22 protein-coding genes are annotated in these 26,118 nt (G+C 70.5%); 19 read left to right on the top strand and 3 right to left on the bottom strand.

The window, feature by feature from the left end; all coding sequences use genetic code 11:
* Together VMD91_04495 and metX are read left to right on the top strand one after the other, a co-directional pair.
* Positions 1–528 (top strand): PLP-dependent transferase (locus VMD91_04495; protein ID HTW83317.1); only part of this gene is annotated, 528 nt, incomplete at its 5' end.
* Positions 525–1,601: a homoserine O-acetyltransferase gene (metX, locus tag VMD91_04500; GenBank protein HTW83318.1), complete on the top strand. Its 1,077-nt coding sequence runs from the start codon at positions 525–527 to the stop codon at positions 1,599–1,601. The genes VMD91_04495 and metX, both read left to right, overlap by 4 nt.
* Here metX and VMD91_04505 read toward each other — a convergent pair.
* Together VMD91_04505 and VMD91_04510 are read right to left on the bottom strand one after the other, a co-directional pair.
* Positions 1,598–3,118 carry a serine hydrolase domain-containing protein gene (locus VMD91_04505; GenBank protein HTW83319.1) on the bottom strand — a complete coding sequence of 507 codons (1,521 nt, stop codon included), beginning with the start codon at positions 3,116–3,118 and terminating at the stop codon, positions 1,598–1,600. The genes metX and VMD91_04505 overlap by 4 nt on opposite strands.
* Before the next feature lie 38 nt (positions 3,119–3,156).
* Positions 3,157–6,057 carry a TonB-dependent receptor gene (locus tag VMD91_04510; protein HTW83320.1) on the bottom strand — a complete coding sequence of 967 codons (2,901 nt, stop codon included), beginning with the start codon at positions 6,055–6,057 and terminating at the stop codon, positions 3,157–3,159.
* A gap of 222 nt (positions 6,058–6,279) precedes the next feature.
* Here VMD91_04510 and VMD91_04515 point away from each other — a divergent pair, with 222 nt between their 5' ends.
* The 17 genes from VMD91_04515 (at position 6,280) to VMD91_04595 (ending at position 24,124) form a co-directional block, all read left to right on the top strand.
* A complete protein-coding gene (locus VMD91_04515; protein ID HTW83321.1) occupies positions 6,280–7,377 on the top strand; it encodes a DUF1611 domain-containing protein in 1,098 nt (365 codons plus the stop codon).
* A complete protein-coding gene (locus tag VMD91_04520; GenBank protein ID HTW83322.1) occupies positions 7,374–8,387 on the top strand; it encodes a dipeptide epimerase in 1,014 nt (337 codons plus the stop codon). Before VMD91_04515 ends, VMD91_04520 begins: the two co-directional genes overlap by 4 nt.
* A 14-nt stretch (positions 8,388–8,401) precedes the next feature.
* Complete coding sequence (locus tag VMD91_04525) at positions 8,402–8,998, top strand: XRE family transcriptional regulator (GenBank protein ID HTW83323.1); 597 nt, start codon at positions 8,402–8,404, stop codon at positions 8,996–8,998.
* A 12-nt stretch (positions 8,999–9,010) separates the two neighbouring features.
* A complete protein-coding gene (locus VMD91_04530; protein HTW83324.1) occupies positions 9,011–10,591 on the top strand; it encodes an ABC transporter substrate-binding protein in 1,581 nt (526 codons plus the stop codon).
* Positions 10,592–10,679: 88 nt separating this feature from the next.
* Positions 10,680–11,267, top strand: coding sequence for a hypothetical protein (locus VMD91_04535; GenBank protein HTW83325.1), 588 nt, complete (start codon positions 10,680–10,682; stop codon positions 11,265–11,267).
* 262 nt (positions 11,268–11,529) lie between these two features.
* Entirely contained in the window at positions 11,530–12,714 is a 1,185-nt protein-coding gene (locus VMD91_04540; protein ID HTW83326.1) for a homoserine dehydrogenase, read from the top strand.
* An 81-nt stretch (positions 12,715–12,795) separates the two neighbouring features.
* Entirely contained in the window at positions 12,796–13,500 is a 705-nt protein-coding gene (locus tag VMD91_04545; GenBank protein ID HTW83327.1) for a hypothetical protein, read from the top strand.
* Between the two features lie 143 nt (positions 13,501–13,643).
* A complete protein-coding gene (locus VMD91_04550) occupies positions 13,644–14,495 on the top strand; it encodes a phytanoyl-CoA dioxygenase family protein (GenBank protein ID HTW83328.1) in 852 nt (283 codons plus the stop codon).
* 5 nt (positions 14,496–14,500) lie between these two features.
* On the top strand, positions 14,501–15,337 hold the full coding sequence (locus VMD91_04555) for a phytanoyl-CoA dioxygenase family protein (GenBank protein HTW83329.1): 837 nt from the start codon (positions 14,501–14,503) through the stop codon (positions 15,335–15,337).
* A complete protein-coding gene (locus VMD91_04560; protein HTW83330.1) occupies positions 15,334–16,251 on the top strand; it encodes a prenyltransferase/squalene oxidase repeat-containing protein in 918 nt (305 codons plus the stop codon). The genes VMD91_04555 and VMD91_04560 overlap by 4 nt, the downstream gene beginning before the upstream one ends.
* On the top strand, positions 16,244–17,143 hold the full coding sequence (locus tag VMD91_04565; GenBank protein ID HTW83331.1) for a hypothetical protein: 900 nt from the start codon (positions 16,244–16,246) through the stop codon (positions 17,141–17,143). Before VMD91_04560 ends, VMD91_04565 begins: the two co-directional genes overlap by 8 nt.
* Positions 17,140–18,030 (top strand): hypothetical protein, encoded by an 891-nt coding sequence (locus tag VMD91_04570; protein HTW83332.1) that lies wholly within the window; start codon positions 17,140–17,142, stop codon positions 18,028–18,030. The genes VMD91_04565 and VMD91_04570 overlap by 4 nt, the downstream gene beginning before the upstream one ends.
* A 2-nt stretch (positions 18,031–18,032) precedes the next feature.
* Complete coding sequence (locus VMD91_04575) at positions 18,033–18,827, top strand: hypothetical protein (GenBank protein ID HTW83333.1); 795 nt, start codon at positions 18,033–18,035, stop codon at positions 18,825–18,827.
* Positions 18,817–20,007: a cupin domain-containing protein gene (locus tag VMD91_04580; protein HTW83334.1), complete on the top strand. Its 1,191-nt coding sequence runs from the start codon at positions 18,817–18,819 to the stop codon at positions 20,005–20,007. The genes VMD91_04575 and VMD91_04580 overlap by 11 nt, the downstream gene beginning before the upstream one ends.
* Before the next feature lie 102 nt (positions 20,008–20,109).
* A complete protein-coding gene (locus VMD91_04585) occupies positions 20,110–21,585 on the top strand; it encodes an SPASM domain-containing protein (GenBank protein HTW83335.1) in 1,476 nt (491 codons plus the stop codon).
* A 420-nt stretch (positions 21,586–22,005) separates the two neighbouring features.
* Positions 22,006–23,235, top strand: a complete 1,230-nt coding sequence (locus VMD91_04590; protein ID HTW83336.1) for a cupin domain-containing protein — start codon at positions 22,006–22,008, stop codon at positions 23,233–23,235.
* Positions 23,222–24,124 (top strand): class 1 isoprenoid biosynthesis enzyme, encoded by a 903-nt coding sequence (locus VMD91_04595; GenBank protein HTW83337.1) that lies wholly within the window; start codon positions 23,222–23,224, stop codon positions 24,122–24,124. The genes VMD91_04590 and VMD91_04595 overlap by 14 nt, the downstream gene beginning before the upstream one ends.
* Here VMD91_04595 and VMD91_04600 read toward each other — a convergent pair.
* Positions 24,108–26,084, bottom strand: coding sequence for an ABC transporter ATP-binding protein (locus tag VMD91_04600; GenBank protein HTW83338.1), 1,977 nt, complete (start codon positions 26,082–26,084; stop codon positions 24,108–24,110). The two genes, VMD91_04595 and VMD91_04600, sit on opposite strands and share 17 nt — an antisense overlap.
* Between the last annotated feature and the right edge of the window lie 34 nt (positions 26,085–26,118).

A 26,118-nucleotide genomic window follows, 5' to 3' on the forward strand; every position in this document is an offset into this window, starting at 1 on the left:
GACGCCGTAGGGCCCCTCGCCTACGCGATCAAGGCGCGCGTGCAGCTCCTGCGCGACGTGGGGGCGGCGCTCTCGCCGTTCAACGCGTGGCTTCTGCTGCAGGGGCTCGAGACGCTGGGTCTGCGGGTCGAGCGGCACAGCAGCAACGCGCTGCGCGTCGCGGAGTTCTTGCGCGACCATCCGAAGGTGCTCTGGGTGCGGTATCCAGGGCTGCCCGGCGACCCTGCCTACGACAAGGCGCGGAAGTACTTGCCCGCGGGCGCCGGCGCGATCGTGACGTTCGGCGTGAAAGGCGGCGGCGAGGCGGCCCGCGCGCTGATCGACCGGCTCCAGCTCTTCTCGCTGCTCGCGAACGACGGCGATGCGAAGTCGCTGGTGATCCATCCCGCGTCGACGACGCACCAGCAGCTCACGCCGGCCGATCAGATCGCCAGCGGTGTGAGCGACGACCTGGTGCGCCTCTCGGTCGGGATCGAGTCGATCGACGATATCCTGGCCGACCTCGCGCGGGCGCTCGAGGCGGCGTGAGCGCAGCGGTCCGGATCGACGAGCGCGACGTCGCGATCGGCGCGCTGGAGCTGGCCTCGGGGACGGTGCTTCCCGAGGTCGTCCAGCGCGTCACGCGCTACGGCGTCGCGCCGGCCGCCGACGGTTCGAACGTCGTGCTGGTGCCGCACGCGCTGACGGGCTCGTCGCGCGTCTTCGAGTGGTGGGACGGCATCGTCGGCACCGCCGCGCTGTTCGATCCCGATCGCTGGTGCATCGTCGGCGTCAACGCGCTGGGTGGCTGCTACGGGTCGACCGGGCCGACGACGCCGGCGCCCGACGGCCGGCGCTGGGGACCGCGCTTCCCGGTCGTGACGGTCGGCGATCTGGTCGAAGCGCAGCGCCGCGCGCTGGCGCAACTGGGCATCGAACGGCTCGGCGTCGTGATCGGCGGGTCGCTCGGCGGGTTCCAAGCGCTGCAGTGGGCGCACGCGCACCGCGAGCGCGTCGGGCACGCGATCGTCGTCGGCGCGTTCGATCATCTGCGCGCGCAAGGCATCGCGCAGAACGGCGCCGCGCGCGACGCGATCGCGCTCGACCCCGCGTTCGCGGACGGCTGGTACGACGAGCAGCCCGTCGCGGGGCTCAAGCTCGCGCGCGCGATCGCGACGCTGACCTACAAGTCGGAGCACCTCTTCGAGGAACGCTTCCGCAACCGCCCCGATCGCGCGGGCGGCGATCCCTCGCGCGACCTGCTGCACCGCTTCGACGTCGAGGGCTATCTCTCGCACCAGGGCGAGCTGTTCGCCAAGCGCATCGACGCCAACAGCTATCGCACGCTGACGCGCGCGATGGACTTGTTCGACCTGCGCGGTGCGGAGCGCCCCGCCGGCCCGACGCGGTTGACGTTCGTCGGCATCGCCGGCGACCAGCTGTATCCGCCGGAGTACGTCTGGGCGTGCACCGCGCGCTGGGCCGAAGCCGGCTGGGATGCGGCCTACCGCCATCTGCCGAGCGACCACGGGCACGACGCGTTCCTGGCCGAAGCGGGAAACCTCGCCGACCTCCTGCGAGCCGACCTCGAGTCGGGCCGGCTCGCGGTGGCGCGCGGTTAGGGCGTCGCCGAGGGAAGCGGGGTCGGCGTCGGGCTCGGCGCGGTCGGGAAGATCACGTGGCGAATGACGTCGCCGGCCGCGATCGTGCCGTCGTCGTCCTTGGCGAAGGCGTAGAGCAGCTCGGCCTTGGGCGTCTTCACCAGGAACAGGTACGAGGTCGCCGGCGGGCGCCGGTCCGTGTCGATCAGGACGTACGTCCGCGGTCCCAGCTCGGCGAGCGCGCGCAGCGCGGCGCGGTGCGCGGGGATGAGGTGCGCGCGGAAATCAGGGCGCAGCTTCGCGTCGTCGATCCTGCCCGCGATCGCGTTCTCGAGCCAGGCTTTCGCCGCGGCGACGTCGGCCGGATTCGCCTTCGGTCCTTGCGGCGTGGGCGCTTTGGCCGCTGGCTTGCCGGTGGGCCCAGGCGTGGCCGGCGGGGCCGGGACGAGGATGCCGTAGATCGCCTTGACGGCTTCGTCGTAACTGTAGGCGCCGGAGTTCGCGAGCACGATGATCTGGAGGTGATCGTCCGGAAAGCGTGCGTCCTGTGTCGCCGCACCCATCGTGTTGCCACCGTGATAGATCTCGCGGTGTCCGTTGGGCAGCTTCGAGACCATGATCGCGAAGCCGTAGTCGGGGAAGGTCGCGTCGACCTTGACCGGCGTCATCATCTCGCGTTGCGAGCGCGGTGAGAGGAGCTTCCCACCGTCGAGCGCGGCGTTCCACTTCGCGAGGTCCTCGGGGTCGGTGATGATCGAGCCGGCGCCTCCGAACCACGTGTAGCTGATGTGGTCGGCATGCTCCCACGGGCCCAGCGCGTAGTCGTCGTACTCGGTGGCGACGTCGGGTCGCGTGTCGTCGTAGGTGCGCACGAAGCTGTGCGTCATCCCCAGCGGCTCGAAGATGTGCGTGCGGATGAAATCGCCGTAGGACTGGTGGCTGAGCCGCTCGATGACCATCGTGAGCAGCATGTAGCCGGTGTTGGAGTACTCGCGCTTGGTACCGGGCTTGAACGCCAGCGGCTCCTTCACCGACGCGGCGACGACTTGCGCCGGCGTCGCCGGCCGTGCCCCGACCTCGTCGAAGTCCTCACGCGCGGTGAACTCGGCGTAGCCGCCCGTGTGCATGAGCAGGTTGCGCAGCGTCACCTGCTTGGCATGCGGAATCTCGGGCAAATAGGTCGCGAGCGGCGCGTCGACGTTCAGCTTCCCCCGATCCTGCAGCATGAGAATCGCGACCGCGGTGAACTGTTTGGTGTTCGAGCCGATGGGATAGCGGGTCTGGTCGTCGGGCACGACGGCGTCCTCGACGTTGCTCACCCCGAACTGCTTGCGGTAGACGAACGTGCCGCCGCGCAAGACGGCGATCGAGACGCTCGGCGCGCCTCCTTGGTCGATCGAGGCGCGGCCGATCGCGTCGATGGCGGCGGTTTGCGCGGCGCTCAGCGCGCCGGGCGCGGGTTGGGCGAGCGCCGGCGGCCCGGCGCAGAGTGTGGCGGCCGCCGCGAGGGCGAGCGCGGAAAAGAGCGTGTGGTTCATCGTCCTCGTGCGGGTGGAGAAGGGCGAGTTGGAGGCGTTCACTGGCCGAAGTGACGGCGCAGCGAGAGGCGCACCGTCGGCGGCCCGTAGTTACCGGTCGTGCTGGCGCCGAGCATCCCGTTGACGAGCGGGACCGGAACGCCGCCGAAGTAGAGCCCGTACGGCTGCGCGTACGCGCCGAGCAAGTTGTCGCCGCTGATCGTCAGGCTCGTATCCTTGGCGAGCGCGATCCGCAAGCCGGCGGAAAGCACCGCGAACGGTGGCAGGTTATAGCCGTTGTTCGGCCCATAGTAGGTGGCGCCGATGGTGAAATAGGAGCCGTTGCGGGCCCGCCAGTTCAGCTCGCCGTATCCCATCGCGTACGGGATGCGACCACCCACGGTGCCGTTGTAGAAGCCGTTGCTCCCGTAGAAGTTGACGTTCGGAACGACGGCCAGGTTCGCCGTATCCGGGCCCACGGCGGTGTCGTAGAAGCCGGGCGGGAGATCGTAGGTGAACGCGCGTTCGAGCGAGCCTTGGAGGCGGAATCCGAAGCCGGCCGCCGGCGCGCGCTGCAACGCGAGCTCGATGCCTTCGTAGCGCGCCTGCGCCAAGTTCGTCGTTTGGGTGACATAGAGCGTTTGCGTGTTGCCGACGTCGGCGCCGCTGGTCGGCGTGTACGTGCCGTCGGCGAACGTGGTGGGGAGGAACAGGTTGTGCAAGCTGGTGAGGTAGACGTCCCCGGAGAGCGTCGTCGCGCGGTCGATGCGCTTGTCGGTACCGAGGTCGTAGCCGAACGCGGTTTCGGGGGCCAGGTCGCCGTTGTTCTGGTTGAGCAGGTACGCCGTCGCGGCGCCGGAGACGTTCGGAATCGGCGCGCCGCCGGGCGAGGAGAGGATGTCGATGTACGGCGGCGCGACCGACTCACCGGCCGAGAATCGCACGGCGAGATCGGATGACGGGCGCCACGCGAGTCCGAGCCGGGGCGCGTTGAGGCTGTGCGAGGCGTCGTGCCACGTCAGCGCGCCGTCGTCGGTGTAGTGGCTGGCGTACTGAATGAAGTAGTCGCCGATCGAGGCGTTCAGCGTCGGGGCGAGGACGAGCTGTCCGCGCAGGGCGATCGTGCTGAACGTCTGACTCGAGCCGGGGTAGAGCTGATAGCCGACCTCGCCGCCGACCGGGTCGTCCACGTATTCCTCGCCGTCATGGTACGAGCGGTCGTACGAGACGGAGTACACGTTGGACCCCGACGTGTGGTCGAGCTCGACGGAATACCCGCGCAGGTGGTCCTGCACGTCGGCCGAGTTGGGAACGGCCGCGTACGAGAAGACCGCCGGCGTCCCGCTGAAGTAGGTCAACGTCGGCGCCGTCGTCGGCAATCCCGGTCCGCCGCAGTTCCCGTTCGCCAGCACCCCGGCGCCGGCCGGACACAGGTACAGGCCGCCCCACGCGTTGCCCTCGTACGAATCCGTGGCGCCGGTGTTGCTTTGATAGACGTAGTTGTTGGTGGCGCCGGAGTAGAGGCGCGCCAGGATGCCGTTGTCGGCGCCGAGCGTCGTGCGAAACTCGGCTTGCAGGAGGTCTTGCTGTTGCGCCTGGTACTGGTTCGACCAGGCCAGCGTGTCGAATGGGATCGGCGTCCCGCTCGCGACCGAGCCGGTGTAGCCGGGCGGCGGCGCGAAGATCGAGAACGACTGGTTCGTGTTCCCGATCGGAAGCAGTGAGACGTCCTCGTTCGGATCGTTGAAAGCCGCCTGGCCGCCGAGATAGCTCAGCGTCAGCGCCGTCTGCTGCGAGAAGTTGATCCGAATCTTCGCCAGCTCCGAGTCGGAGTGGTAGCCCGAGCTCACGCTGTCGCAACAGGCGTAGATCGGTTCCTGATATTGCAGCGCGCCCGGCGTGGAGTAGAAGTACGGCACGTTGCTCGCGCCGAAGCCGATCGGGAGCCCGGACGGCGGCGCGACGACCCGGCCATTCACCGTCCACGGGGGCGAGCCGTAGAGGAACGGGAGCGCCGAGCCGGCGACCTTGTAGTTGTTCAGGCCGCTCGGCGTGCCGTCCGTCGCGGCGGCGAACGCGTAGTCGATGACGTGACTCGGCAGCGACCCGGTCGCCTGCATCGACGAGAACTGGCCGCCGAAGCCGTCGACGCCGTACTCGAGGTTCTCTTGCGGCGTACGCGTCGGCTCGAGCGTGCGGTAGTTCACGCTGCCGTTGATCGCATAGTTGATCTCGGTGGTCGACGAACCGGGGCCCTTGACGACCTCCACGTCCTGCAACAGCGCCGGGTTCAGCAGCGTCGGCGAAAACGAACCGTCGAGCCCGACCGAAACCGGATGGCCGTCGATCAGCGATTCCGTTTCGTACGGCAGCGCACCGCGAATCTGCGTGGTCTGCGGCGATCCTTGCGAGGTCCCGCTCGCGTTGCTGTTCGATGCCCCGGGCGTCGTGATGATCCCCGGCGTCTGGTTGAGCGCCTGGATCACTTGGACGGCGTTCTGCTCGCTGAAGACTTGCTGCGAGAGGATGTCGACCGAGGCCGGCGTGGTGTTGATCGTCGCGCGGCCGGAGCCGGTCGTCGAGACGCTGCCGATCGAGCGCAGCGAGGAGAACGACGAGGGCGCCAGCACGGGGCGGAGCGTGATCGCGGCGCCGTCGGTGACGAACACTTCTTCGACCTGCGTCGGGGTGAAGCCGGCCTTGGTGATGACCAGCGTGTACGTACCGGCCGGCACGCCCGCGAAGCGGAAGCGACCCTGCGCGTCCGAGGTCGCGCTGCGGTTGCCCGCGCCTTGCAGCGTGAGCGCGGCGCCGGCGATCGGCGAGCCGTCGGTGCCGTCCACCGTCCCCGCGACGACGCCGCCGGCAGCCGGCTGCGCGGCGCCCGTCACCGGCGCGGCGAAGAAAGCGGTCACGAGTGCAGCCGCCGCGAGCCGCTTCGCCAACAACGGGAGATTCACGGGCCGGCCCTCCTGGATGTGCGCGTCCACGCACGGTGAAGACGTGATGTGAACGTTATATCGTACAGTGTACGAGATTTCGGTCAGCAGCCGTTCTCTCAACCCGTGCGCCGTCCTGCTTCACAAGCGGCGCATCGGTATGATATGAGATTGTCCGAAGTGCGAAATATCGCGCCCTGTGCGATATAACGTACCGCCGCCGCAGCGCCTCCCTGGGAGCCCATGACGACCGTTCCGACCGCCCTGCGCTATGCCGTCCTGGCCGACGGCTTCCTGACGACCGTTTCGGGGAAGACCGCGCACGGTGTGCTGCGCTACCGTCCGGAGTGCGTCGCGGCCGTTATCGACGCGACCCATGCCGGCCGCACCGTGCGCGACGTGCTGCCGCACGTCGGCAGCGACGCACCGATCGTGGCGACCCTGGCCCAGGCGGTCTCGCACGGCGCGAACGCGCTGCTGGTCGGTGTCGCGACCGACGGAGGCCGCTTGCCGCCCGCGCTTCGCGGAACGGTTCTCGAAGCGGTATCGGCCGGCCTCAACGTCGCCAGCGGCTTGCACGAGCTGCTCGGCGAGGATCCGGAGGTCGCCGCCCGCGCGCGCTCGTCGGGTGCGACGATTCACGACGTGCGCGTGCCGCCGCGCGATCAGGCCACCTTCACGGGAGCGGCGTACGACGTGCCCGCGTTCGTCGTTCTCGCGGTCGGCAGCGACTGCGCGGTCGGCAAGATGACGGCGATGTTCGAGATCGAGGCGGCCGCGCGCGCCGACGGTGCGCGCGCCGTGCTGGCGGCGACCGGTCAGACCGGAATCCTGATCGCGGGCGACGGCGTCGCGCTCGACGCCGTCGTCGCGGACTTCGCCGGTGGTGCCGTGGAGCGGCTGGTGCTCGAGGTCGGTGCGAGCGCCGACGTCGTCCTGCTCGAAGGCCAGGGCGCGATCTCGCACCCCGCGTACGCGCCGGTGACGTTCGCGTTGCTCTACGGCGGCGCACCCGACGCGCTCGTCCTGTGTCACCGGCCAGGCACGACGCGCGTCGCCGGTTTCGCCGTTCCCATCCCGCCGCTCGCCGAGCTGGTGCGCGACCACGAAGCGCTGCTCGCACGGGTGAAGCCGGCCCGCGTCTGCGCCGTCGCGCTCGACACCTCGGCGCTCACGCCGGCCGCGGCCGCGGCCGCGATCGACAGCGCACGCGCCGAGACCGGGCTGCCCGCCGACGATCCGGTCCGGAACGGCGGCGCGGCCCTCTGGCACGCGATCGCGGCCGCGCTGCCGTCGACGGCAAAGGCTGCGCTGCGGCGCGCGGCGGTGACGGCACCATGATCGAGCTGCAGGTCACGGCGGTCGAGCTGCCGCTGCGCGAACCGTTCCGCGTCGCCGGGTTCACGCTGACCGCGGCGCAGACCGTCGTCGTCGAGCTCCGCTCCGACGAACACGTCGGCTACGGCGAGTCGGCGCCGCTGGCGCGCTACGGCGACTCGGTCGCGGCGATCCTCGACACCTTCGCGCTATACCGGTTGCCCGCAGGCGTGGGGCCGTTCTCCGGCGAGCGCATCACGGCGGGGCTGCCGCGGGCTGCGCGCTGCGCGCTCGACATCGCGGTCTACGACCTCCAGGCGAAGACGCTGGGCGTCTCGGTGACCGAGTTGCTCGGACTGGAAGGCCTCGCACGCCCGCGCACGTCGCTCACGATTCCGATCGCCGGCTTGGAGAAGATGCTCGCCGACGTGCGCGCGGTCCGCGACACGCCGATCATCAAGGTCAAGGTCGGCGCGCCGGGCGGCGACGATCTCGCGCTGATCGAGGCGATTCGCTCGGTCTACACCGGCACGATCCGCCTCGACGCCAACGAAGGCTGGACGCCCGAACAGACCGTCGCACTGCTGCGCGAGATGGACCGCTTCGAGATCGAGCTGTGCGAACAACCGATCCCGGCCGGCACGCCGGAGCGCCTGCGCTGGATCGCGGAGCGGTCGCCGATCCCGATCATGGCCGACGAGGACGCCGTCGTGGCCTCGGATCTGGGTCCGCTGCGGGGCTGCGTCGCCAGCGTCAACGTCAAGCTCGCCAAATGCGGCGGTATCGGACCGGCATACCGTATGATCGCGACCGCCCGCGCGCTGGGCTTCGGGGTGATGATCGGCTGCATGGCCGAGAGCAGCATCCTGACCACGGCCGCCGCGCACTTGGGGCCGCTGGTCGATCAGCTCGACATCGACGCGCCGCTGTTCCTCGCGCACGATCCGTTCAGCGGCGTGCGGTACGACAACGCGGCGCTGATCATGCCGGCGGGACCGGGCTTGGGCGTGCAGGCGAATGTATCGTCGCACTAGCAGAAGACCCTCCGATGCCAGCTCGGAGCCGAACCGCCCGTTCCAACGGCGAGCGCGCACCCGCCTTTACCGGCATGCCCGACATCGGCCCGATTCTCAAACGCATGCGCATGCAGCGCAAGCTTTCGATTCGCGACGTGGCCGACGGCAGCGGCCTGTCGGCCTCGTTCCTGAGCGCGCTGGAACGCGGGGAGTCCGACGTCTCGATCGGCCGGCTCGCGCGGATCGCCGAGTTCTTCGACGAGGACCTGGGCTCGATGCTCGGCTTCGGCACGCGCCTGGCGCGGCCGACGTTCGTCGGCAAGGCCGACCGCACGATCCGCAACCGCGGCCGCGGGATCCGCTACGAGCTGTTGCGGCTGCCGGGGCTGAACCTCGAGCTGGCGGTGATCACCTTCGAGCCGCGCTCCGCGATGCGCGACCAGCTCACGCATGAGGGAATCGACACCCTGTACGTCGTCTCCGGCGAGATCGTGTTGCGCGTCAACGAGGTCGACTACCCGATGCAGGCGGGTGCCTGCGCCATCTATTCGGCGGCGTACGCGCACACGTTTCGCAACGACTCGGCGCGTCCGGCGTCGGTCGTCGGCGTCACCACCGCGCGCATGTAGCGAGGCCGTGCGATGAGGGCGCTGGTGCGAGCGCTGGCGCTCGCCCTGGCGGTCGCTGCGGCCGCCGGGTGCACGCGTGCGGGCTCCGGCAACGGCCGCCCCGCCGACGTGCTCGTGCTCGGAGAGACCAGCGAGCCCAGCACGCTCAACCCGTTGCTGCTCGAAGGTCCGGCCGCGACGATGGTCGCGCCGCTGATCTACTCGTACCTGGTGACGTACGCACCCGACGGCCGGCCCATTGCCGACGTCGCGCGCACCGTGCCGACCGTCGCGAACGGGGGGATCGCGCGCGACGGATTGACGGTGACCTATCATCTGCGGCCCGGCGTGCGCTGGCAGGACGGCCGCCCGCTGACCGCGCGCGACTGCGTCTTCACCTTCCACGCGATCATGGACCCGCGCACGCTGGCGCCCGACCGGCACGGTTACGACCAGATCGCGAGCGTGCGTGCCCCCGACGACGCGACGCTGGTGGTGCGGCTCAAACGGCCGTACGCGCCGCTGGTGACGACCTTTCTGGCGCCCAACGCGAACTATCCGATCATGCCGGCGCATCTGCTGGCCGGACTGCCCGACATCAACCATCTCGATCCGGAGCGCTACACGGTGGGCAGCGGACCGTATCGGTTCGTGCGCTGGGACCGCGGCGACCAACTGGTGCTCGCGGCGAACGCCGGCTACTTTCGGGGCCGCCCGCGTATCGCGCGGCTGGTGATTCGGTTCGTCCCGGACGGGACGACGATCGTCGAGCAGCTGCGCACGCACGAGCTCGACGGCGCGCTCGACCTGATCGATCCGGGGCTCCTCGCCTCGCTGCGTGACTTGGCCGACACGGACGTCGTGACGACGCCGGCTTGGGGCGTCGCGATCGTGTACTTCAATGCACAACGCGGGCCGACGGCGGATCCCGCGGTGCGGCGCGCGCTCAGCGAAGCGGTCGACGCCGAGCGCGTGATCCGGCGCGCGACGCAGGGCGCGTACGGTGCCGCGCACGCCTGGCGCGGACTGTTCGGCGCGGACGCCGTGAGCGCGGCGCTTCCGCGTTACGATCCGACCGCCGCGCGAGCGGCGCTTGCGGGACGGCACCTCGCGCTCACGCTGGTGTACTCGACGGCGCTCCCGCTCTACCGCGTCATCGCGACCGAGGTGCAGGCGCAGCTGCGTGCCGCCGGTGTCGACCTCGCGCTGCACGCCTACGCGCCGGGCCAGTTTCGTGCGCCGGCCGCGAACGGCGGCCCGATGTTCGGCGGCAAGTTCGACCTCGTCCTGAGCGACATCTACTCGACCGGCGACGAAGACACCGCCGCGTTCTTCGCCTGCGACGAGCGCGCACCGGCGGGGTTCAACATCGCGCGCTTGTGCGACCCGCGCTTCGACGCGGCGGCTGCGCGCGCCATGCACGCGACCGATCCGGGCGCCCTGCGCACCGCCGAGACGGCGTTCGAGACGCAGCTCGCTCGCGACGTACCGGCGATCGCGCTCTGCCAGCTGCGCTTCATCAGCGCCTTCGACGATCGATTGCGAGGCGTCGCGCCGATTCCGGCGACCCCGTATGCCGGTGCCTGGGCATGGTCGCTGCGAGGGCCGTCGTAACCGGGCGTCGCACGGGTCTGGCACGCATGGACAGCCCGGTCGTCGCCCCGCACCACGTGCAGGTCACCCGTTCCAGCGGATCCCGCGCGTGATCCCCGGCCTGCTGCTGGCGAGCACGGTGACGGTCATCGTGCACGTCGTGCTCGACGTTCCGCAACCGGGCCGCCATCTCGCGTCGTACGAACGCACGCTGCGACGGCTCGGCCCGGTACGCGATCGCTTCGGACTGGGGACGTGGACCGTCGGTGCGGGCGGGGCCGACGTTGCCTTCGAGCCGGTCGATCACGTCGTCGTCGTGCGCGCGCGCAGCGAGGCGGTGGCGCCGGTGCTGGCGCCGCTGCTCGACCGCATCCGCACCGAGCTGCATCAGCAGGAGGTGCTGGCCGAGATCGTCGGCGTCGCGGACGCGGCGGTGGGGACGCCGGCGCGCGACCTCGAGGTGGTTCTGCCGTTCTCCGCGGGCGCCGAGAGGATCGAGCAGGTGCACCGCATCTTCGGCGACGGCGGCCGGTCGGGGGCCTCGCAGTGGACGGACGCGGCCGGGATCCACGTCGCTTCGAGCGTGGCGCTCCCCTCGCTCGCGCGGATCGAACGCCGCCTGCGGGCGGCGGGCCTGCACTGGAGGAGCACGCCCGCGACGCTCGAGGTCTCCGTTCGGACGGCGGCTGCATCGTGAGAACCCCTAGCGAGGGAGGGTCCTCCTCCCGGCTCCAGTCTTGACATGGGGCCCCTTGCATCCACCCCGAGCTCGTGCTAGGGTGAAGCCCTCATGACCCGCTGTCGCATGATGACGACGACGACGATGACGACTACCCTCGGCGAGGGCAGGTCTCGGTCGACGTACGCATAGCGCGAACAGCGACAGAAGACACGGCCCTCGCCACTGCGGCGAGGGCCGTTTTCGTTTCCGACCTCTTTCAACCGACCTGGAGGATCCCGTGTACACACTCCCGCGCGTCCACTGCTCGTCCGACCCCGTCTCGCTTGCGATGACGGCGACGACGACGCGCACGCGCGGCGTGGGTCTGCTGGGCTGCGGCACCGTCGGTTCGGGCGTTGCGCGCCGGCTCGTCGCCTCGCACCCGGGCCTGATCCGCTCGATCGTGGTGCGCGACCCGAACAAAGCGCGCGACGTCGTGTGGGAAGACTTCGACGTCGATCCGTTCGAGGTCATCGACGATCCGAACATCCGCGTCGTCGTCGAGTGCATCGGCGGCCTGGGCTTGGCGCGCGAGCTAGTGCTGCGGGCGATCGCGCGCGGCAAAGACGTCGTCACGGCCAACAAAGATTTGATCGCGACCGAAGGCCCGTGGCTGGCGGCATTCGCGGCCCGCACCGGCGCCTCGCTGCGCTACGAAGCCGCGGTCGGCGGCGCGATCCCGATCGTGCGCGCGCTGGCGGGCGCGTTGGCCGCCGAAGAGGTGATCGAAGTCGGCGGCGTGCTCAACGGCACCACCAACTTCGTCCTCTCGGCGATGGAGGACGGCGCCGAGTACGACGAGGCGCTGGCCGAAGCGCAACGGCTCGGCTTCGCCGAGGCCGATCCGCGCGCCGACGTCGAGGGCCATGACGCCGCGCACAAGCTGGCGATCCTGGCCGGCCTGGCGTTCCACCGGCCTTCGGTCTCGCCGGCGCTGGCGCGGCGGGGCATCGCCGGCCTCTCGCGGGCCGACGTCCAGGCCGGCGTCGAGCGCGGACTGCGCCTCAAGCTGCTGGCGATCGCGCGCCGGTCCGCCGAGGGCGTCATCGAGGCCGGCGTGACCCCCGCCTACGTTCCGGCCGACCACGCCTTCGCGCGTCCGCGCGGCGCGCAGAACGTGGTGCGGGTGCTGGGCCGTGGCTGCGGCGAGCTGACCTTCGCCGGCACCGGCGCCGGCGGTGACGCGACGGCGTCGGCGGTCGTGGCCGACGTCATGGCGGCGCTCGACGAACGCGGCGGCGCGGTCCCGGCGCACGACGGTGAGGACTTGGTAGCCGCTCCGCTGCGCGGTTCGGTGCTGGTACGTTTCGGCGACGGGCGGATCGTGGAGCGAGAGGGAATCGCTCTGAACGCACCCGCCGGGGCACTGGATCAGCTAGGCGACGTTCGCTCGGTGATCCCGCTCTGGCGAGACGCGGCCTAAGGACCTACCCTCCATCGACCGACGACCCGAGAGTACCCCGCGTTTGGCCGCGACCGGACGGGAGGTACAAAGGGAGGCAGAATGAGCGCACGGACCCTGCGCTATGTGCCCCGTCACCCGCTCGCGTGCAGCATGGCCGTGATCGTCGCGATCGGCTGCACGTTCTCGCTCACCACGGCACGCGCAAGCACCAGCCCCGCCCCGGACGGAACCGCGATCGACGCCGACCGCGTCGTCGCGCTGGTCACCGCCGGCAGCGGACAGCTCGACTCGTACATCGTGCCGTTGCACATCGACGCGCGCGTTCGCAAGCTGTTCACGTTCCACGTCAAGCTCGACGGCACGGTCTATTTCAAGCGGCCCGAACGGGTCAAGCTCGAGATGGGCCTGGTGCCCGCGCAATACCGGCACTTGTTCGCGGCGCTCGGCTCGCCGCTGACCTGGTCGCAGCGGTTCGACTTCAGCACCGAATCGGTCACCATGGACGGTGCACGCAAGATGTATCATCTGCGCGGCACGCCGCGGACGACCGACCCGCAGATCGCGTCGGTGGCGCTCGACGTCCCCGAAGAGCACCTCGGCGCGATGCATGTGCGCTGGACGTGCGTCGACGGCACCGCGATCGACGAACACGTGTACCCGGGCAACGACGGCACCTACGATCTGCCCAAGCGCGCGGAGATCGAGATGACGGCGCAAGGTTTCCACGTCGACGCCGACCTGCTGTACGGCGACTACGCCCTCAACGAGGGCTTCCCGGACTCCGTCTTCACCGGCGGTTCCTGAGGCTCGTCGAGGACGACCCGTTCGAGCGGCACGAGTACGCGACGAACGAGTCGGGGCTGCCTCGCGGGGCCGAGGAAGGGCCGTCCGGGCCGAGGGAGAAGGTGCGGGCCTGACTGTGCGCGGGTGAACAGGGGGTGTGAAGGGTGCAGTCGCCTACGGTTCGCCGTGCGTTTCGCGACGACGGCTTGCAGAGCCGTTTTGACGCGGCCGGTTTCGTGATCATTCCATGTCTGGACGCGAACCGGGTCGCACGGTTGCGGGCGGCGTACGACGCCGCCGACACGAAGATCATCAATCGCGCCTTCTCGGCGAGCCTGATGAGCGACGAGCCGGAATACCGCGCGCGCGTCAACACCGCGATCTTCGAGGCGTGTACCGAGCCGCTTGCCGAGATCCTCGACGATTACCGGATCTCATACGTGCAGTTCTTCACCAAACGGTCGGGCACCGCGCACACCCTGCCGCTGCACCAAGACCCGACGTTCTTGGACGAGAGCCGCTTCGAGTCGCTCAACTTCTGGATCCCGCTGGTCGACGTGTCGCCCGCGAACTCGTGTTTGCGCGTCGTACCCGGCAGCCACCGGCTCAACCGGCAGCTGCGCTCGCAGCTCCCGCGTTTTCCGTACCCCGAGCTGGTCGAGGTGATCGAGCGGCGCTTCCTGTACGACTGCACGATGCCGGCCGGATATGCGTGCGTGATGAGCGCGCGACTCATCCACGGCTCGCACGCCAACATGACGCCCCACCACCGGATGGCGGCCTCGGCCGTGGCCGTCCCGGTCGAGAGCGACGCGTACTACATCTTTCAGCGCCGGGAAAAGGGCCCGTTCGAAGCGTACGCGGTCGCCCCTGACTTTCACCGCACGCACCCCTTCGGCACGCCGCCGCCGGATTCGATGGTGCCGTTCCTCGAGTGCCCGTACGCGTTCGATCCGATCGACGAGGGCGCACTCGAACGCGTCGTCGCCGAGGCGGGGTTGGCGACCGCCGTTTGATCGCGATGTCGATGTTCCGCGATCCGCAAGTTCAACGCGCGTACGACCGCACCGGGTACGCGGTGGTGCCGTTTCTCGACGGGGACGAGGTCGAGCGGCTGAACCGGACTTGGGCGGCCCTCGACGAGGCGGTCCACGCGCGGCCCTTCTCCGCCAGCATCATGAGCGGCGACCCGGCGTACCGCCGGGCCGTCAACGAGGCGATCGGCGAGGTGTTCGCGCGACGTCTCAACGAGATCATGATCGACTATCGATTCAGCTTCGGGAGCTTCGTCGCGAAGCTCGCCGGCAGCACGGGCCGGCTGCCGGTGCACCAAGACCCGCAATTCGTCGAGGAGCCGCGCCACGAAGCCGTCAACTTCTGGGTACCGCTGGTCGACGTCGACACGCGAAACGCGTGTTTGCGCGTGATGCCCGGCAGCCACCGCCTCAATCGCGGGCCGCGCGGCACCTCGCGCGCGTTCCCCTATCCCGACTTGATCGAGCTGGTCGAAGCGCAGTACCTGGTCGACGTGCCGATGCGCGCCGGCGAAGCGTGTCTGACGAGCCACCGCACGTTCCACGGCTCCGGCCCTAACCTGGCCGCGCAGCACCGCGTCGTCGCCGCGGCGATCGTCGTGCCCGCCGACGCCGAGATGCGCTACCTCTATCAGGGCGCGGGCACGCCGCCCGGCACGATCGACGTGTTCGCGGTCGACGACGGCTTCTTCCGGCGCCACGTCTTCGGCGCCCCGCCGCCCGGCCTGCCGCTGCTCGAGCGGATTCCGGCGCGGGTCGATCCGTTGACCCGCGAACAGCTTGCACGCGCCTTCGCCGATTCGACCGCGCGGGCACTGGTATGACGGCGTCGGCCGAGCGCGCGTTGGCCGACGGGACGCGGTTCCTGCTGGAGATGCAAGCGCCCGCGGGGTGCTGGCGCGACTTCGAGGTCGATCGCGCCGACGAGTCCGACGCCTGGGTCACCGGATACGTCGGGACCGCGCTGGCCGCCGTCGCCGCGGCAACGGGTTGGGATCTCGGCGGCGCGGTCGCCGCCGCGCGTGCCTTCCTCCTCTGCGCCGCGGCAGAACGGCCGGGCTGGGGCTTCAACGGCGACGCGCCGCCCGACGCGGACTCGACGGCGTGGGCGACGCTGATGTTGGCTGCCAGCGGCGGCGCACCGGCGTTGGCGTACGGCGCGCTGCGCACGCATCGACGCCCGGACGGTGGCTTCTCGACCTACGTGCGCTTCTCCGATCCCTCGATGTGGGAGCAGAGCCAGGCCGACGTCTCGGCGGCCGCGCTGCAAGCGCTGGCGCAGGAGCGGGGCGCCGATCGGGCCGACCTCGCGGCGACCGGCGACTACCTGCGCGCGGCCCAGCGCCCCGACGGGTCCTGGCCGTCGTATTGGTACGCGACGCCGCTGTATGCGCTCGTGCACGCCCTGCACGCGCTGGCTGCGAGTGACGCGTCCGCCGCCGGCGCGCCCGCCGCCGCCGCGTTGTCGTTCGCGCGCGCGCAAGGCGTGCCGGACGACGACGCGTTCGCGCTGGCGCTCCTGGCGGAGCTCGAGGCGTGCTTCGGCGACGGCCGCGCCGGCCAGCTGCGCGACGCGTTGATCGCCTTGCAGCGCGCGGACGGGCGGTGGACCGCCGGCCGCCCGTTCATGCGCCCCGACCCATGGAAGTACGCGCCCGGGGACCCCGATGCCGCGATCGTCGACAAATACGGGCTCTTCACGACCGCGACGGTGCTGCGGGCGCTGTGCCGTGCCTGACGTCGAGGAGCAAACGCTGCGCGCGCTCGCGCGGCGAACGGAGAACGACGAGCTGGCCCGCCAGGCCGATTGGCCGGCGCGCGTGCAATTGCGCGCGCCCGAGCGCGAGAAGACGTTCGCCGCCCTGCCGTACGCCTTCGCCGGTGCTTTTCGTCCGATCGACGCCGAGGCGCTGCGCGCGCTGGCGCTGGTGTGCAAGCTGCTGCGCGGAGCGGAGTCGCTGGTGGACGCGCCGCCGGCCGCCTCCGAGCGCCTCGCCGATCCGACGCTGCGCGTCTTCGCGGCGCAGAACGAGGCGCTGACCGCCCTGGCGCGGCTCGGCCCGGCGCCCGCGGTCTGGACGGCCGTCCACACGGCCCAGACGCGCCTCGCCCACGCGCTCTGCGCCGAAGAGGCGTACCGTAGCGGGCGGCGGCCGCTGATGGAGCTCAGCGACGACGAGGCGAGTGGGTACGCCGCCGCGCGCGGCGGCGCAATCCGCGTCGCTCTGGCCGGCGTGGCCGCGTTCGCCGGCGAGGCGCCGCCCGCGGGGTTGGCGACGTCGGTCGAGCGGTATTGCGAGGCGCGTCAAGTGGCGAGCGATCTCGCGGGCTGGCGCGCGGATCTCGATGCCGGCCGCCCGACGATGGTGCTGGCGCGCCTGGCGCGCGCGGCGCCGGACGCGTTCCGCGCCGCCCCGTCTGCTCGTCCCCAGGCGCTTGCCCGCGCGTTGTTCGCGGGCGGCGTCGCCGCCGACGTCGCGGGTTTGGTGGCCGCGCGCGCCGACGAGGCGCTGGCGGAGGCGGCGGCGTTCCCGCGCGCGCGGCCGTGGGCGGGGATCGTCGAGCTCGTGGCTCGGCCCGCGCGCGCGTTGTTCGCCGAGCTCGCCGAGACGGTCGCGGTGACGGGATGAGTCCGCTCGCGACGGTTGGGGCGGGCTGTTGGCGCTGGATCGCCGCCAACGTCGACGACTTCCTGGTGCGGCCCGGCGACGACGTGCCGACGCGCTCGGCGCGGATCGTCGCATTCGCCGAGTTGCTCATCTTCACGACCGCGTCGCTGCGGGTGGGCGGCGGCTCGGCCGTGCCGCCCGCGATCGTGCGCGCCGCGCGCGACTGGCTGCCCGCCTTCGACTGGGAGTCGCAGTTGATCCGCGATCCCGGCTTCCTGGTCGCGATCGCGACCGTCGTCGAGTTCCTCGACGCGTGCGGAGGCGACGCCGCGCCGTATCGCGCTCTGGTACGAGCGGCGCTCGCGCGCGGGATCGTCGAGCGGCTGCAGCTGCGCCCGTATCGCGAAGCCGAGCTCGACCGGCTGTTGGTGCGCAGCGGCTTTCGCCGCTACGACGCGGCGGCGTTCGCGGCGTGCGTGCGGCGCGCGTTTCGCGCGCTCGACGTGCCGCTGCCGGGTTACGCCGTCGCCGATCTCTTCGCGCTCTCCCATTTGGTGTGTTACGTGTGCGACGACGGCGAACGCGCGGCACACGACGTGGTCGGCACGGAGGGCGAGGCGCGACTGCGCTGGCTCGTGAGCTGCGCCGGCCGAATCGCCCTGATCGACGGCGACCTCGATTTGGCGGCGGAGTTCGTGCTGTGCGAGCGCTACTTGGGCGGGTTCGATCCGGCCTTGACACGGGAGGCGATCCGACGCGCGGCGGCCGAGCAAGAGCCGACGGGTGCCGTCGTGGCGCCCGATCCCGGCGGCATGCGCTCACCCTTCGTGCGCCGCTATCACTCCTCGCTGCTGTGGGCGTATGCGAGCCTGCTGGTGCGGCAAGGCCGCACGCCGATGGCGGCGTGAGCGTGATCGAGCTCGTCGCGCCGACCGGATCGCTCGACGACGCGTTCGCGCGGGCGGCTGCCTGGCTACGCGCGCTCGGCGACGAGCTCGATGGGGCCGCCGCGCCGAGCGCGGCCCTGTGGCTCGCGCTCGGCGCGGCGCTGTGCGATGATCGCATGACGGCGAACGCGATGCTGGCGCGCGCGGAGGCGGGCGCCGGCGCCGATCGCTCCCCCGGCGACGTGCTCGCGGCGGCACTCGCGTTCGCGCTGGCGGACCGCAGGCCGAGCGCGGCGATGCGCGCGCTGCTGCTCCGCGGCGCGGGGGCGACGCCGGCGCGCCGTAGCGCGGTCGGCATGCTGCTCGGCGTGGGCGGCGCCGCGCCCGTGCGGCTTCGGTCCGCCGAGGCGGCCGCGGTCCTGCTCGGCGGCGGGCCGGCGGCGAGCGTCGCCGACGTCGCCGACGCCCTGGAAGCCTTCGGCGCCGATGACGACGCGCTCGCGTCCGCGGCGTTCGCACGCGGTTTCGCCGAGCTGCGCGGACACCGCGCCTTCACGCTGGGGACGAGCCTGTTGCGGGGCGCCCTCGCGCTCCGTGGCGACGCGATCGGCGCGGGCTACGTGACGGCCTACGTGCTCGGGCAGCAGCGCCTCGACGGTGCGTTCGGCCATTTGCCGCCGCGGGCCCCGCAGGTCGGCGACATTCGGCTCGCGTTCCACCTGCCGCGCACCGTGCGCAGTCTGTGGACGTTGCGCGACGCGAGCGCCGGTTTTGCAATCGTGGCGCGGGAGGTGGCACGTGCCGGTCGTGCAGTCTGAGCCGGCCGCGCCGCCGCGGGGCTGGGTCGAGGCGCTCGACGAGGAGTTCTTCGCCCACGCCTTCGAGCGGCGACCGTACGTCGCGCGCGGCGTGCACGCCGGCGACCTCGACGAGCTCGTCGCGCTCGACACGCTCGAGTATCTGCTGATCTCGCCGCCGGGTGCCCAGTTCTCGTACGTACGACTGGGCAAAGTCTTGCCGGACGGAACGTGGGACGTCACCAAGCTCGCCGCCGACCTCAGCCTGGCACGCTTGGTGCAGGGGTACCGCGACGGATACTCGATCCTGGTCGACGAGGCACAGGCGCGCTGGCCCTCGCTCGCGGCGCAGTGCGCGGCGCTGCAGGAACGGATCGCGCGCCGCGGCGGCGTCATCGCTCACAACCGCGCGACCTGCGGGCTGTTCCTGACCCCGCCCCGCGCGCAGGGCAGCGCGCCGCATTACGATTGCAAGGACGTGTTCGCAGTGCAGGTCGCCGGGTCGAAGACGTGGCGGCTGCACGCGCCGCCCGTCGAGGCGCCGCTGCACAACAGCGCCGACGGCGAGATCGACGCCCCCCGGCTCGGCGAGCCGGTGCTCGAAGTGACGCTCGGACCCGGCGATCTGTTGTACGTTCCGCGCGGCTTCGTCCACGCGCCGCTCACCCGCGACGAGCGTTCGCTGCACCTCTCGTTCGGCGTCGCGACGATCACCTGGACCGAGATTCTCCGGCCGATGCTCGAGGCGCGCGCGGAGCTGCGCCAGAGCGTTCCGGCGCGCTTGCTCGAGCCCGGTGCGGAGGAGGCGCTGCGCGGCGCGCTCGCCTCATTGCTCGCGGCGCTCGACGACGCGCCCGAAGCGGCGCAGCGGCTGCGACTGCTGGCGCTCGCGAGTCTCGTCGGCGAGACGCAGGTTGCCGCGGGCCGGCTCGCCGACGCCACGGCGGAGCGCAGCGAGGAGCTCGACGACGACGTCGCGCTCGAGAAGCGGTACGGCGCGCGGTGTTTGGTCGACCGCACCGGTCGAGAGTTGGCACTGGCGTTTCCGGGCCGCCTCCTGGGTGTGCCTCTCGCGTGGCAGCCCGCGGTCGAACGCGTGATCGCTTCCGACCGGGTGACGGTCGGTGAGGTCGGCCGCGACGTCGCGGCGCACCTGCTGGACGCCGGCTTCCTGCGACGAGCCCGGCCAAATGGAGCTTGACTTGTCGACATGCATATGCAAACGTAAGGCCGACGACCGTTTGGCCAAGGGTGTGGTGTGAGCTCATTAGTAGTTGCGCAGGTCCGAACGAGCAATTACACGGTGTACGTCGATCTGCCCGACGATCGTGCGCACGTGTTGTTGGTGCACGGGTACAGCGGAGCGTTCGACAAGGTACCCGCGTCCGTCGCGTCCTATCTGCGGTCGCTCGACGAGCGTCCGCCGAAGCCGCTCTACGGCGATTGGACGGATACCGGAAACAACGGCGACGCTGAGGCGACGCGGCCGTCGGACGAGCTGCTGGCACTGCTGACGAAGCGCGGGTATCTCACCTCGCTGACGCGGGCCGAGGAGCGCGCGCGCTTCGACCGTTTGGTCCAAATGCGCCACGAGAAATGGTCGGCGTTGCCGCCCGCGTACACGCTGATGCCGACGTACGACTGCAACTTGCGCTGCGGGTACTGCTTCCAGGACCACATGCGCACCGACGCGCGCTACGAGCACCTGCTGCGCTTCATGACGCCGCAAGTCGTCGACCGTATCGTCGCCGCGATGCCGGCCATCGAGGAGCGCCACGGGCTCACGCAGCCCGGGGCGCCGCGCAACGTCATGTTCTTCGGGGGCGAGCCGCTGCTCGCGCGCAGCCGGCCGCTCATCGACTATCTCATGGCCGCGATCCGTCGCGCGGGCCCGGCGACGTTCACGGCGGTCTCGAACGGGACGCAGCTGGACGCCTACGAGGATGTGCTCGGCCCCGAGGGCATCACGGTGCTGCAGATCACCATCGACGGCACCCCGGAGTTGCACGATACGCGCCGCGTCCACGCGGACGGGACAGGGTCGTTCGCGGCGATCGCGCGCAACATCGATCTCGCGCTCGGCCGCGGCGCGAAGATCGACGTCCGCATGAACGTCGATCGCAGCAACGTGGACGTGCTGCCGCGTCTGGCCTCGCTCTTCGAAGAGCGCGGCTGGTTCCGCGATGCCGGCTTTTCCGCCTACGTCGCGCCGGTGCACGGCACCAAAGGCAACCTCGAGCGGAAGACCACCTTCAACTCGCACGAGCTCGGCGTGACGATCAACGCGATGAAGCGCGAGCACCCACAGCTGGGCAAGTTCGACCTTCCCGACGACGACTTGGCCCGGAACCTGCGTTCGCTCTTCCGCGAGCACGGCGACGCGCTCCCGCAGATGAAGGCCGCCTACTGCGGGGCCCACACCAGCATGTACGTCATCGATCCCTTCGGCGACATCTACGCGTGCTGGGAGCGAACCGGCGACAAGAACCTGCGGGTCGGCTGGATCGAGGCGGACGGAACGCCGCAGTTCGTCGCCGACCGGCTCGCGACGTGGCGCAAGCGCAACGTCAGCAGCAACGAGACGTGCGGGCAGTGCCGCTACTCGATGTATTGCGGCGGCGGCTGCGCCGTGCTGGCCGAGGACGTGCACGGCACGATCTTCGGCAACTACTGCGATGCCTTCGGGCGCCGTTTTCGCGAGACGGTCGGTCGCGCGTACGGCGAACGCCACCTCGCGAACACCGTCGACGAGAGGGTCGCGAGCCTACGCGCGCTGTGAGCGCGCTGCAGTCTTCCAAGGCCGGGTGACGGCGGATGCGTTCGCGCATCCCAACCAAACTAACGCAAGTCAGGAGAAACGATGGAAGATAAAATCGAGAAACTGACCACGGAGGAGGTCGACGTCGAAGCGCTGGAAGCGCGCCTCGAGCTGCTCGACCCAGGGATGACCCCAGGTTACTACTGCTACGGTGACGGCTGATCGCCGTAACCGATAGCCGCTTCTTCACTCGCGAGTGATCGAAAGGATATCACCATGGAAGACAACGTGGAACGGCTGAGTTCGGACGACGTCGACGTGGAAGCCCTCGAAGCGCGTCTCGAATTGATCCAGCCGTCGCTGAGCGACGGGTACTACTGCTACGGCGACAACTGAGCGTCAGCCGAGTCTGAACGCTTTGCTCGATTAGGTCCTGCGCCCGTGATCCGGCCTTGGAAGAGTCAAAACCTCGCGCAGGTGTGGCGCGAAGCGCTCGACGACGCCTTTTTTTCGGACGCCTTCGAGCGCAAGCCGGTCCTCGTTCGGGGTGCCTACGTCGATCGTGAACCGGCGATCACGCTCGACGATCTCGAGCGCCTGCTCATCTGCCCACCGGGCGCGCGATTCTCGGACGTGCGCGTCTCGCGCGTGGGCGCCGACGGCCGCGTCGACGCGCAGTCGATGCCGCCGGACTTCAAGCTTGCGACCGTGCTCGAACGCTACCGGGCCGGCTATTCGGTCATGCTCGATCAGATCAACTACCGCTGGCCGCCGATCTACGCACTGTGCATGGCCCTACAAGAGCGGTTGGCGGCGGCGGCGCCGTCGATCATGCGCGGCCGCGCCACCTGCTCGGCGTTCCTCACCCCGCCCCACGCTCAGGGGCATCCGCGTCACTACGATCGTGACGACGCATACGCGCTGCAGGTCGAGGGACGCAAGACCTGGCGCTTCTGGGCTCCCGTTCGCGAGGCGCCGCTGCACAATAGTTCGCAGGAGGCCGTCGACCTGACCGCGCTGGGAGAACCGGACTACGAGTTCGTGCTCGAGCCGGGCGACGTACTGTATTTCCCACGCGGGTTCGTCCACGAACCGTTCACCGGCGATCTGCACTCGCTGCACCTGAGCTTCGGCGTCATCCCGGTGAACTGGAGCCAGTTGCTGGGCGAGATGCTCGAGTCCCACCCGGCCTTCCGACGTTCGGTGCCGCGCGCGTTCCTCGCCGAGGACGGCGCCGAGTTGCTCCGCGCGGACCTTTCCGCCATGCTCGCGCTGCTCGACGATCCGCAGGCCGTGCGCGCATGGATCGCGCGCGCGCGCCGCTCGCAGCTGGAGGGCGAAAATCAGACCGCCGCCGGGCGCCTGGCCGAGGCCGCGTCGGCGGCCGGCGCGCGGGGACCCGGAAGCGCCCGCGATTCCGTCCTCACGAAGCGGTACGGCGCGCGTTACCATGTCGAGCCCAGCGACGGAATGCACGCGCTGGCGTTCCCCGGGATGTCGATCCGTATCCCGAGCGGGTGCAGCGCAGCGCTCGAGGTAATGCTGCGCACCGTGCGCTTCACTGCCGAAGACGTGCGGGCCGGCCTGAGCGATCACGATCTCGACGCGCTGATCTCCCAGTTGCTCGACGCGGGATTCCTGTGCGTGGTCGGCGACGATGGCGAAACCTAGCGCCGGCGTCATCGCGGTCCTCGACGAGCACGTCGCGCGCTGGCGAGGTCGTTTGCCGGTCTTCGCCGGCGGCGCGTTCGACGAGCGGGCGACGATCACCGAGCTCCCGCAGCGAGTCGCGGAGATCTATCCGCCGGTCCCACGGCGCCGCCTCGACGAGTTGACGGTCGCGCTGAGCCTCTTCAGCGACGCGATCGTCGCCTGTGACGACATCATGGACTACGCGCGCGAGCGCCCCGAGGAGACGCGGCGCCTTCCGCGCATCGGGGTGCTCTTCGCCCAAACGTATCGGACGTTCGCCGAGCTGCTCGGCCCGGCGCCGCACTTCTGGAACCGCCTCGAGCGGTATTACGCCGACTTCGTGGATGCGATGGATGCCGAGGTTCGCTACGCGACCGGTGCGACGCCCTGGTCTGCCTGCTCCGAGGAAGAGTGCCTAGCGATCGAGCGCGGCAAGAACGGCTTGGTGCGCCTGGTCGACGCGAGCGTCGCGGCGCTGGCGGGGAACGATCGCGCGGAAGACGGCGCGGCGGAGTCGATGCTCGACCTGTTCGTCGCGAACCAGATGGTCGACGATCTGCGCGACTGGCGCGAAGACATTCGCGACGGCGCGCTTTCGCTCGTCTTGCTGCGGGCGGCGGGCGGCACGAAGCCCGCGCCGGACGCCGCGCGCGAGCTCGGCGCCCGTATCTATCTCGACGGCCACGCGGCCCACGTGCTCGCCGTCGCCGACGCGCACTGCCGTCGCGCGCTCGAGCACGCGCGGGCGCTCGGCGGCGAGGCGCTCGCCGCGTCGGCCCTCGGGTACCAACGGCGCATCGGCGAGTTGCGCGAGCGCCTCGACCGCGAGGTCGACGCGCTGCGCGCCGGTCTCAGCGTCCCTCGCTGAACGCGTCCATGCCGAGCGTGCCGAAGCGCAGCGCCGCGGCGTACGTTCCGTCGATCGCGACCAGTTCGTCGTGCGTTCCTTGCTCGACGATGCGGCCCTCGCGCATGACGAAGATGCGATCGGCGTTACGGATAGTCGAGAGCCGGTGAGCGATGATAATCGTGGTCGTGCGCTGGAGCGTGCCGCGCAGGTCGCGAAAGAAGCGCGCCTCGGTTTCGTTGTCGACCGCCGAGGTCGCCTCGTCCAGCACCAAGATGCGCGGCCGCTTAACCAGGGCGCGCGCGATCGAAAGCCGTTGCCGCTGGCCGCCCGAGAGCGTGGTGCCGCGCTCGCCCACGACGGTGTCGAGGCCGTCGTGCTCGGCGGCGATGAAGTCGGTCGCCTGGGCGACGGCGATCGCCGCTTCGAGCTGCTGGTCGTCGGCGCCGGGCGCGCCGAAGAGGACGTTGTCTCGGATCGTCCCGGCGAAGACGTACGGTTCCTGGCTGACCAACCCGATAGCGCCGCGAAGGTCGGCGACGCGCAGCGCGTCGATCGGCGTCTCGTCGACGGTGATCCGGCCCTCGTAGCCTGCGTAAAAGCGCATCAAGAGCTTGGCCAGCGTCGTCTTGCCCGAGCCGGTCGGGCCGACGATCGCGACCGTGCTGCCGGCCGGAATGCGCATCGAGAAGTCCTCGAGTACCGCCTGATCCGGCTCGTAGCCGAAGGTGACGTGCTCGAAGGCGATGTCGCCCTGCATCGTGCCCAGATCGAGCGGTTCGGTGCCGCCGTCGTCCTCGAGCGGAACGTCGAGCAGCGCGTAAACGCGACCGATCGCGCCGAGGCTGCTCTGCATGCGCTCGAGCTCCGGCGCCAGCCCCATCAGGGGATAGAGCAGCTGACCAGTCATCATCATCATCGAGGCGAACGCGCCCGGGCTCAGCTCGCCGGCGGCGACGAAGCCGCGTGCCGCGAGCAAGGTGGTGATCGTGCCCCCCATCACGATGAACTCGAGAACCGGCGAGAACAGCAGCGCGACGGACGCGGCGTCCTCTTTTGCCGCGCGTACGTTCTCGGAGGCGGCCGACACGAGGGCCAGCTCGCGCGCCTCGGCGGAAAAGCTCTTGATCGTCGCGATGCCTTCCACGTCAGCGGTGATCCGCGCGCCGAGCTGCGCCGATCGCGCGCCCGTGCGCGCCAGCCGCGGCTTGAGGCGTCGCTGCAGCTCCTCGACCGCTAGGCCGACGAACGGGATCGGCAACAACGCGAAGAGCGCGATCTTGGGCGCCATGACCGCCAGCGCGAGGCCGACGACCGTCGCCGTCGAGGCGATGCGGAGAATCTCGTATGAGGCGTTGAATGCGGTCGCGACCTGGTTCACGTCGTCTCCGACCACGGCCAGCACGCGGCCCGCGTTCGCGCGCTCGAAGTAGCGCAGGGCCAGCCGCTCGACGTGCGCGAACGCCTCGCGCCGCAACTGGTGCTCGTAGGCCACCGCGACGCGCCGCCAGCGCAGGCGGCCGCGATAGTCGAGGAACGCCTGGACTGCGGTGATGGCGAGTCCGCCGATAGTGAGGACGGCGAACGCGAACGGACTGGCCGAAAGCGTCCAGATGCCGAAGAAGCTGGCGCTCCCGCTGACGACCAGATCGATCGCCATGCGCACGACCGCGAAGCGCGAGAGTGAGGCGATCATTGCCAGCACCGTGTCGACCGCCGAGCGCGTGAGCTCGCGCCGATAGGGCTGCAGCTGCTCTATGAGGCGCGCGGTCGTCCCCGTCCCGATCCGCGGTGCTGCGGCGGGTACCGCCGCCGCGGGCGCGTGCTCGGGAAGCCGGGCGAAGACGTCGTTGACCAGGCGGCGGAACCTCGCCTCGAACGCGCTGGACTCGAGTTCCGGGTCGTAGACGACCAGGACGCGGCCGGTTACGGCGTTGGCGCGCCCGTCCCATACCTGGGGTTCGTCCCGGAGCGCGAGCACGAGAGCCTCGGCGGCGTCGTCTCGTCCTTCGAGC

This window comes from Candidatus Sulfotelmatobacter sp., assembly GCA_035504415.1.
Classification (GTDB): Bacteria; Vulcanimicrobiota; Vulcanimicrobiia; order Vulcanimicrobiales; family Vulcanimicrobiaceae; genus Vulcanimicrobium.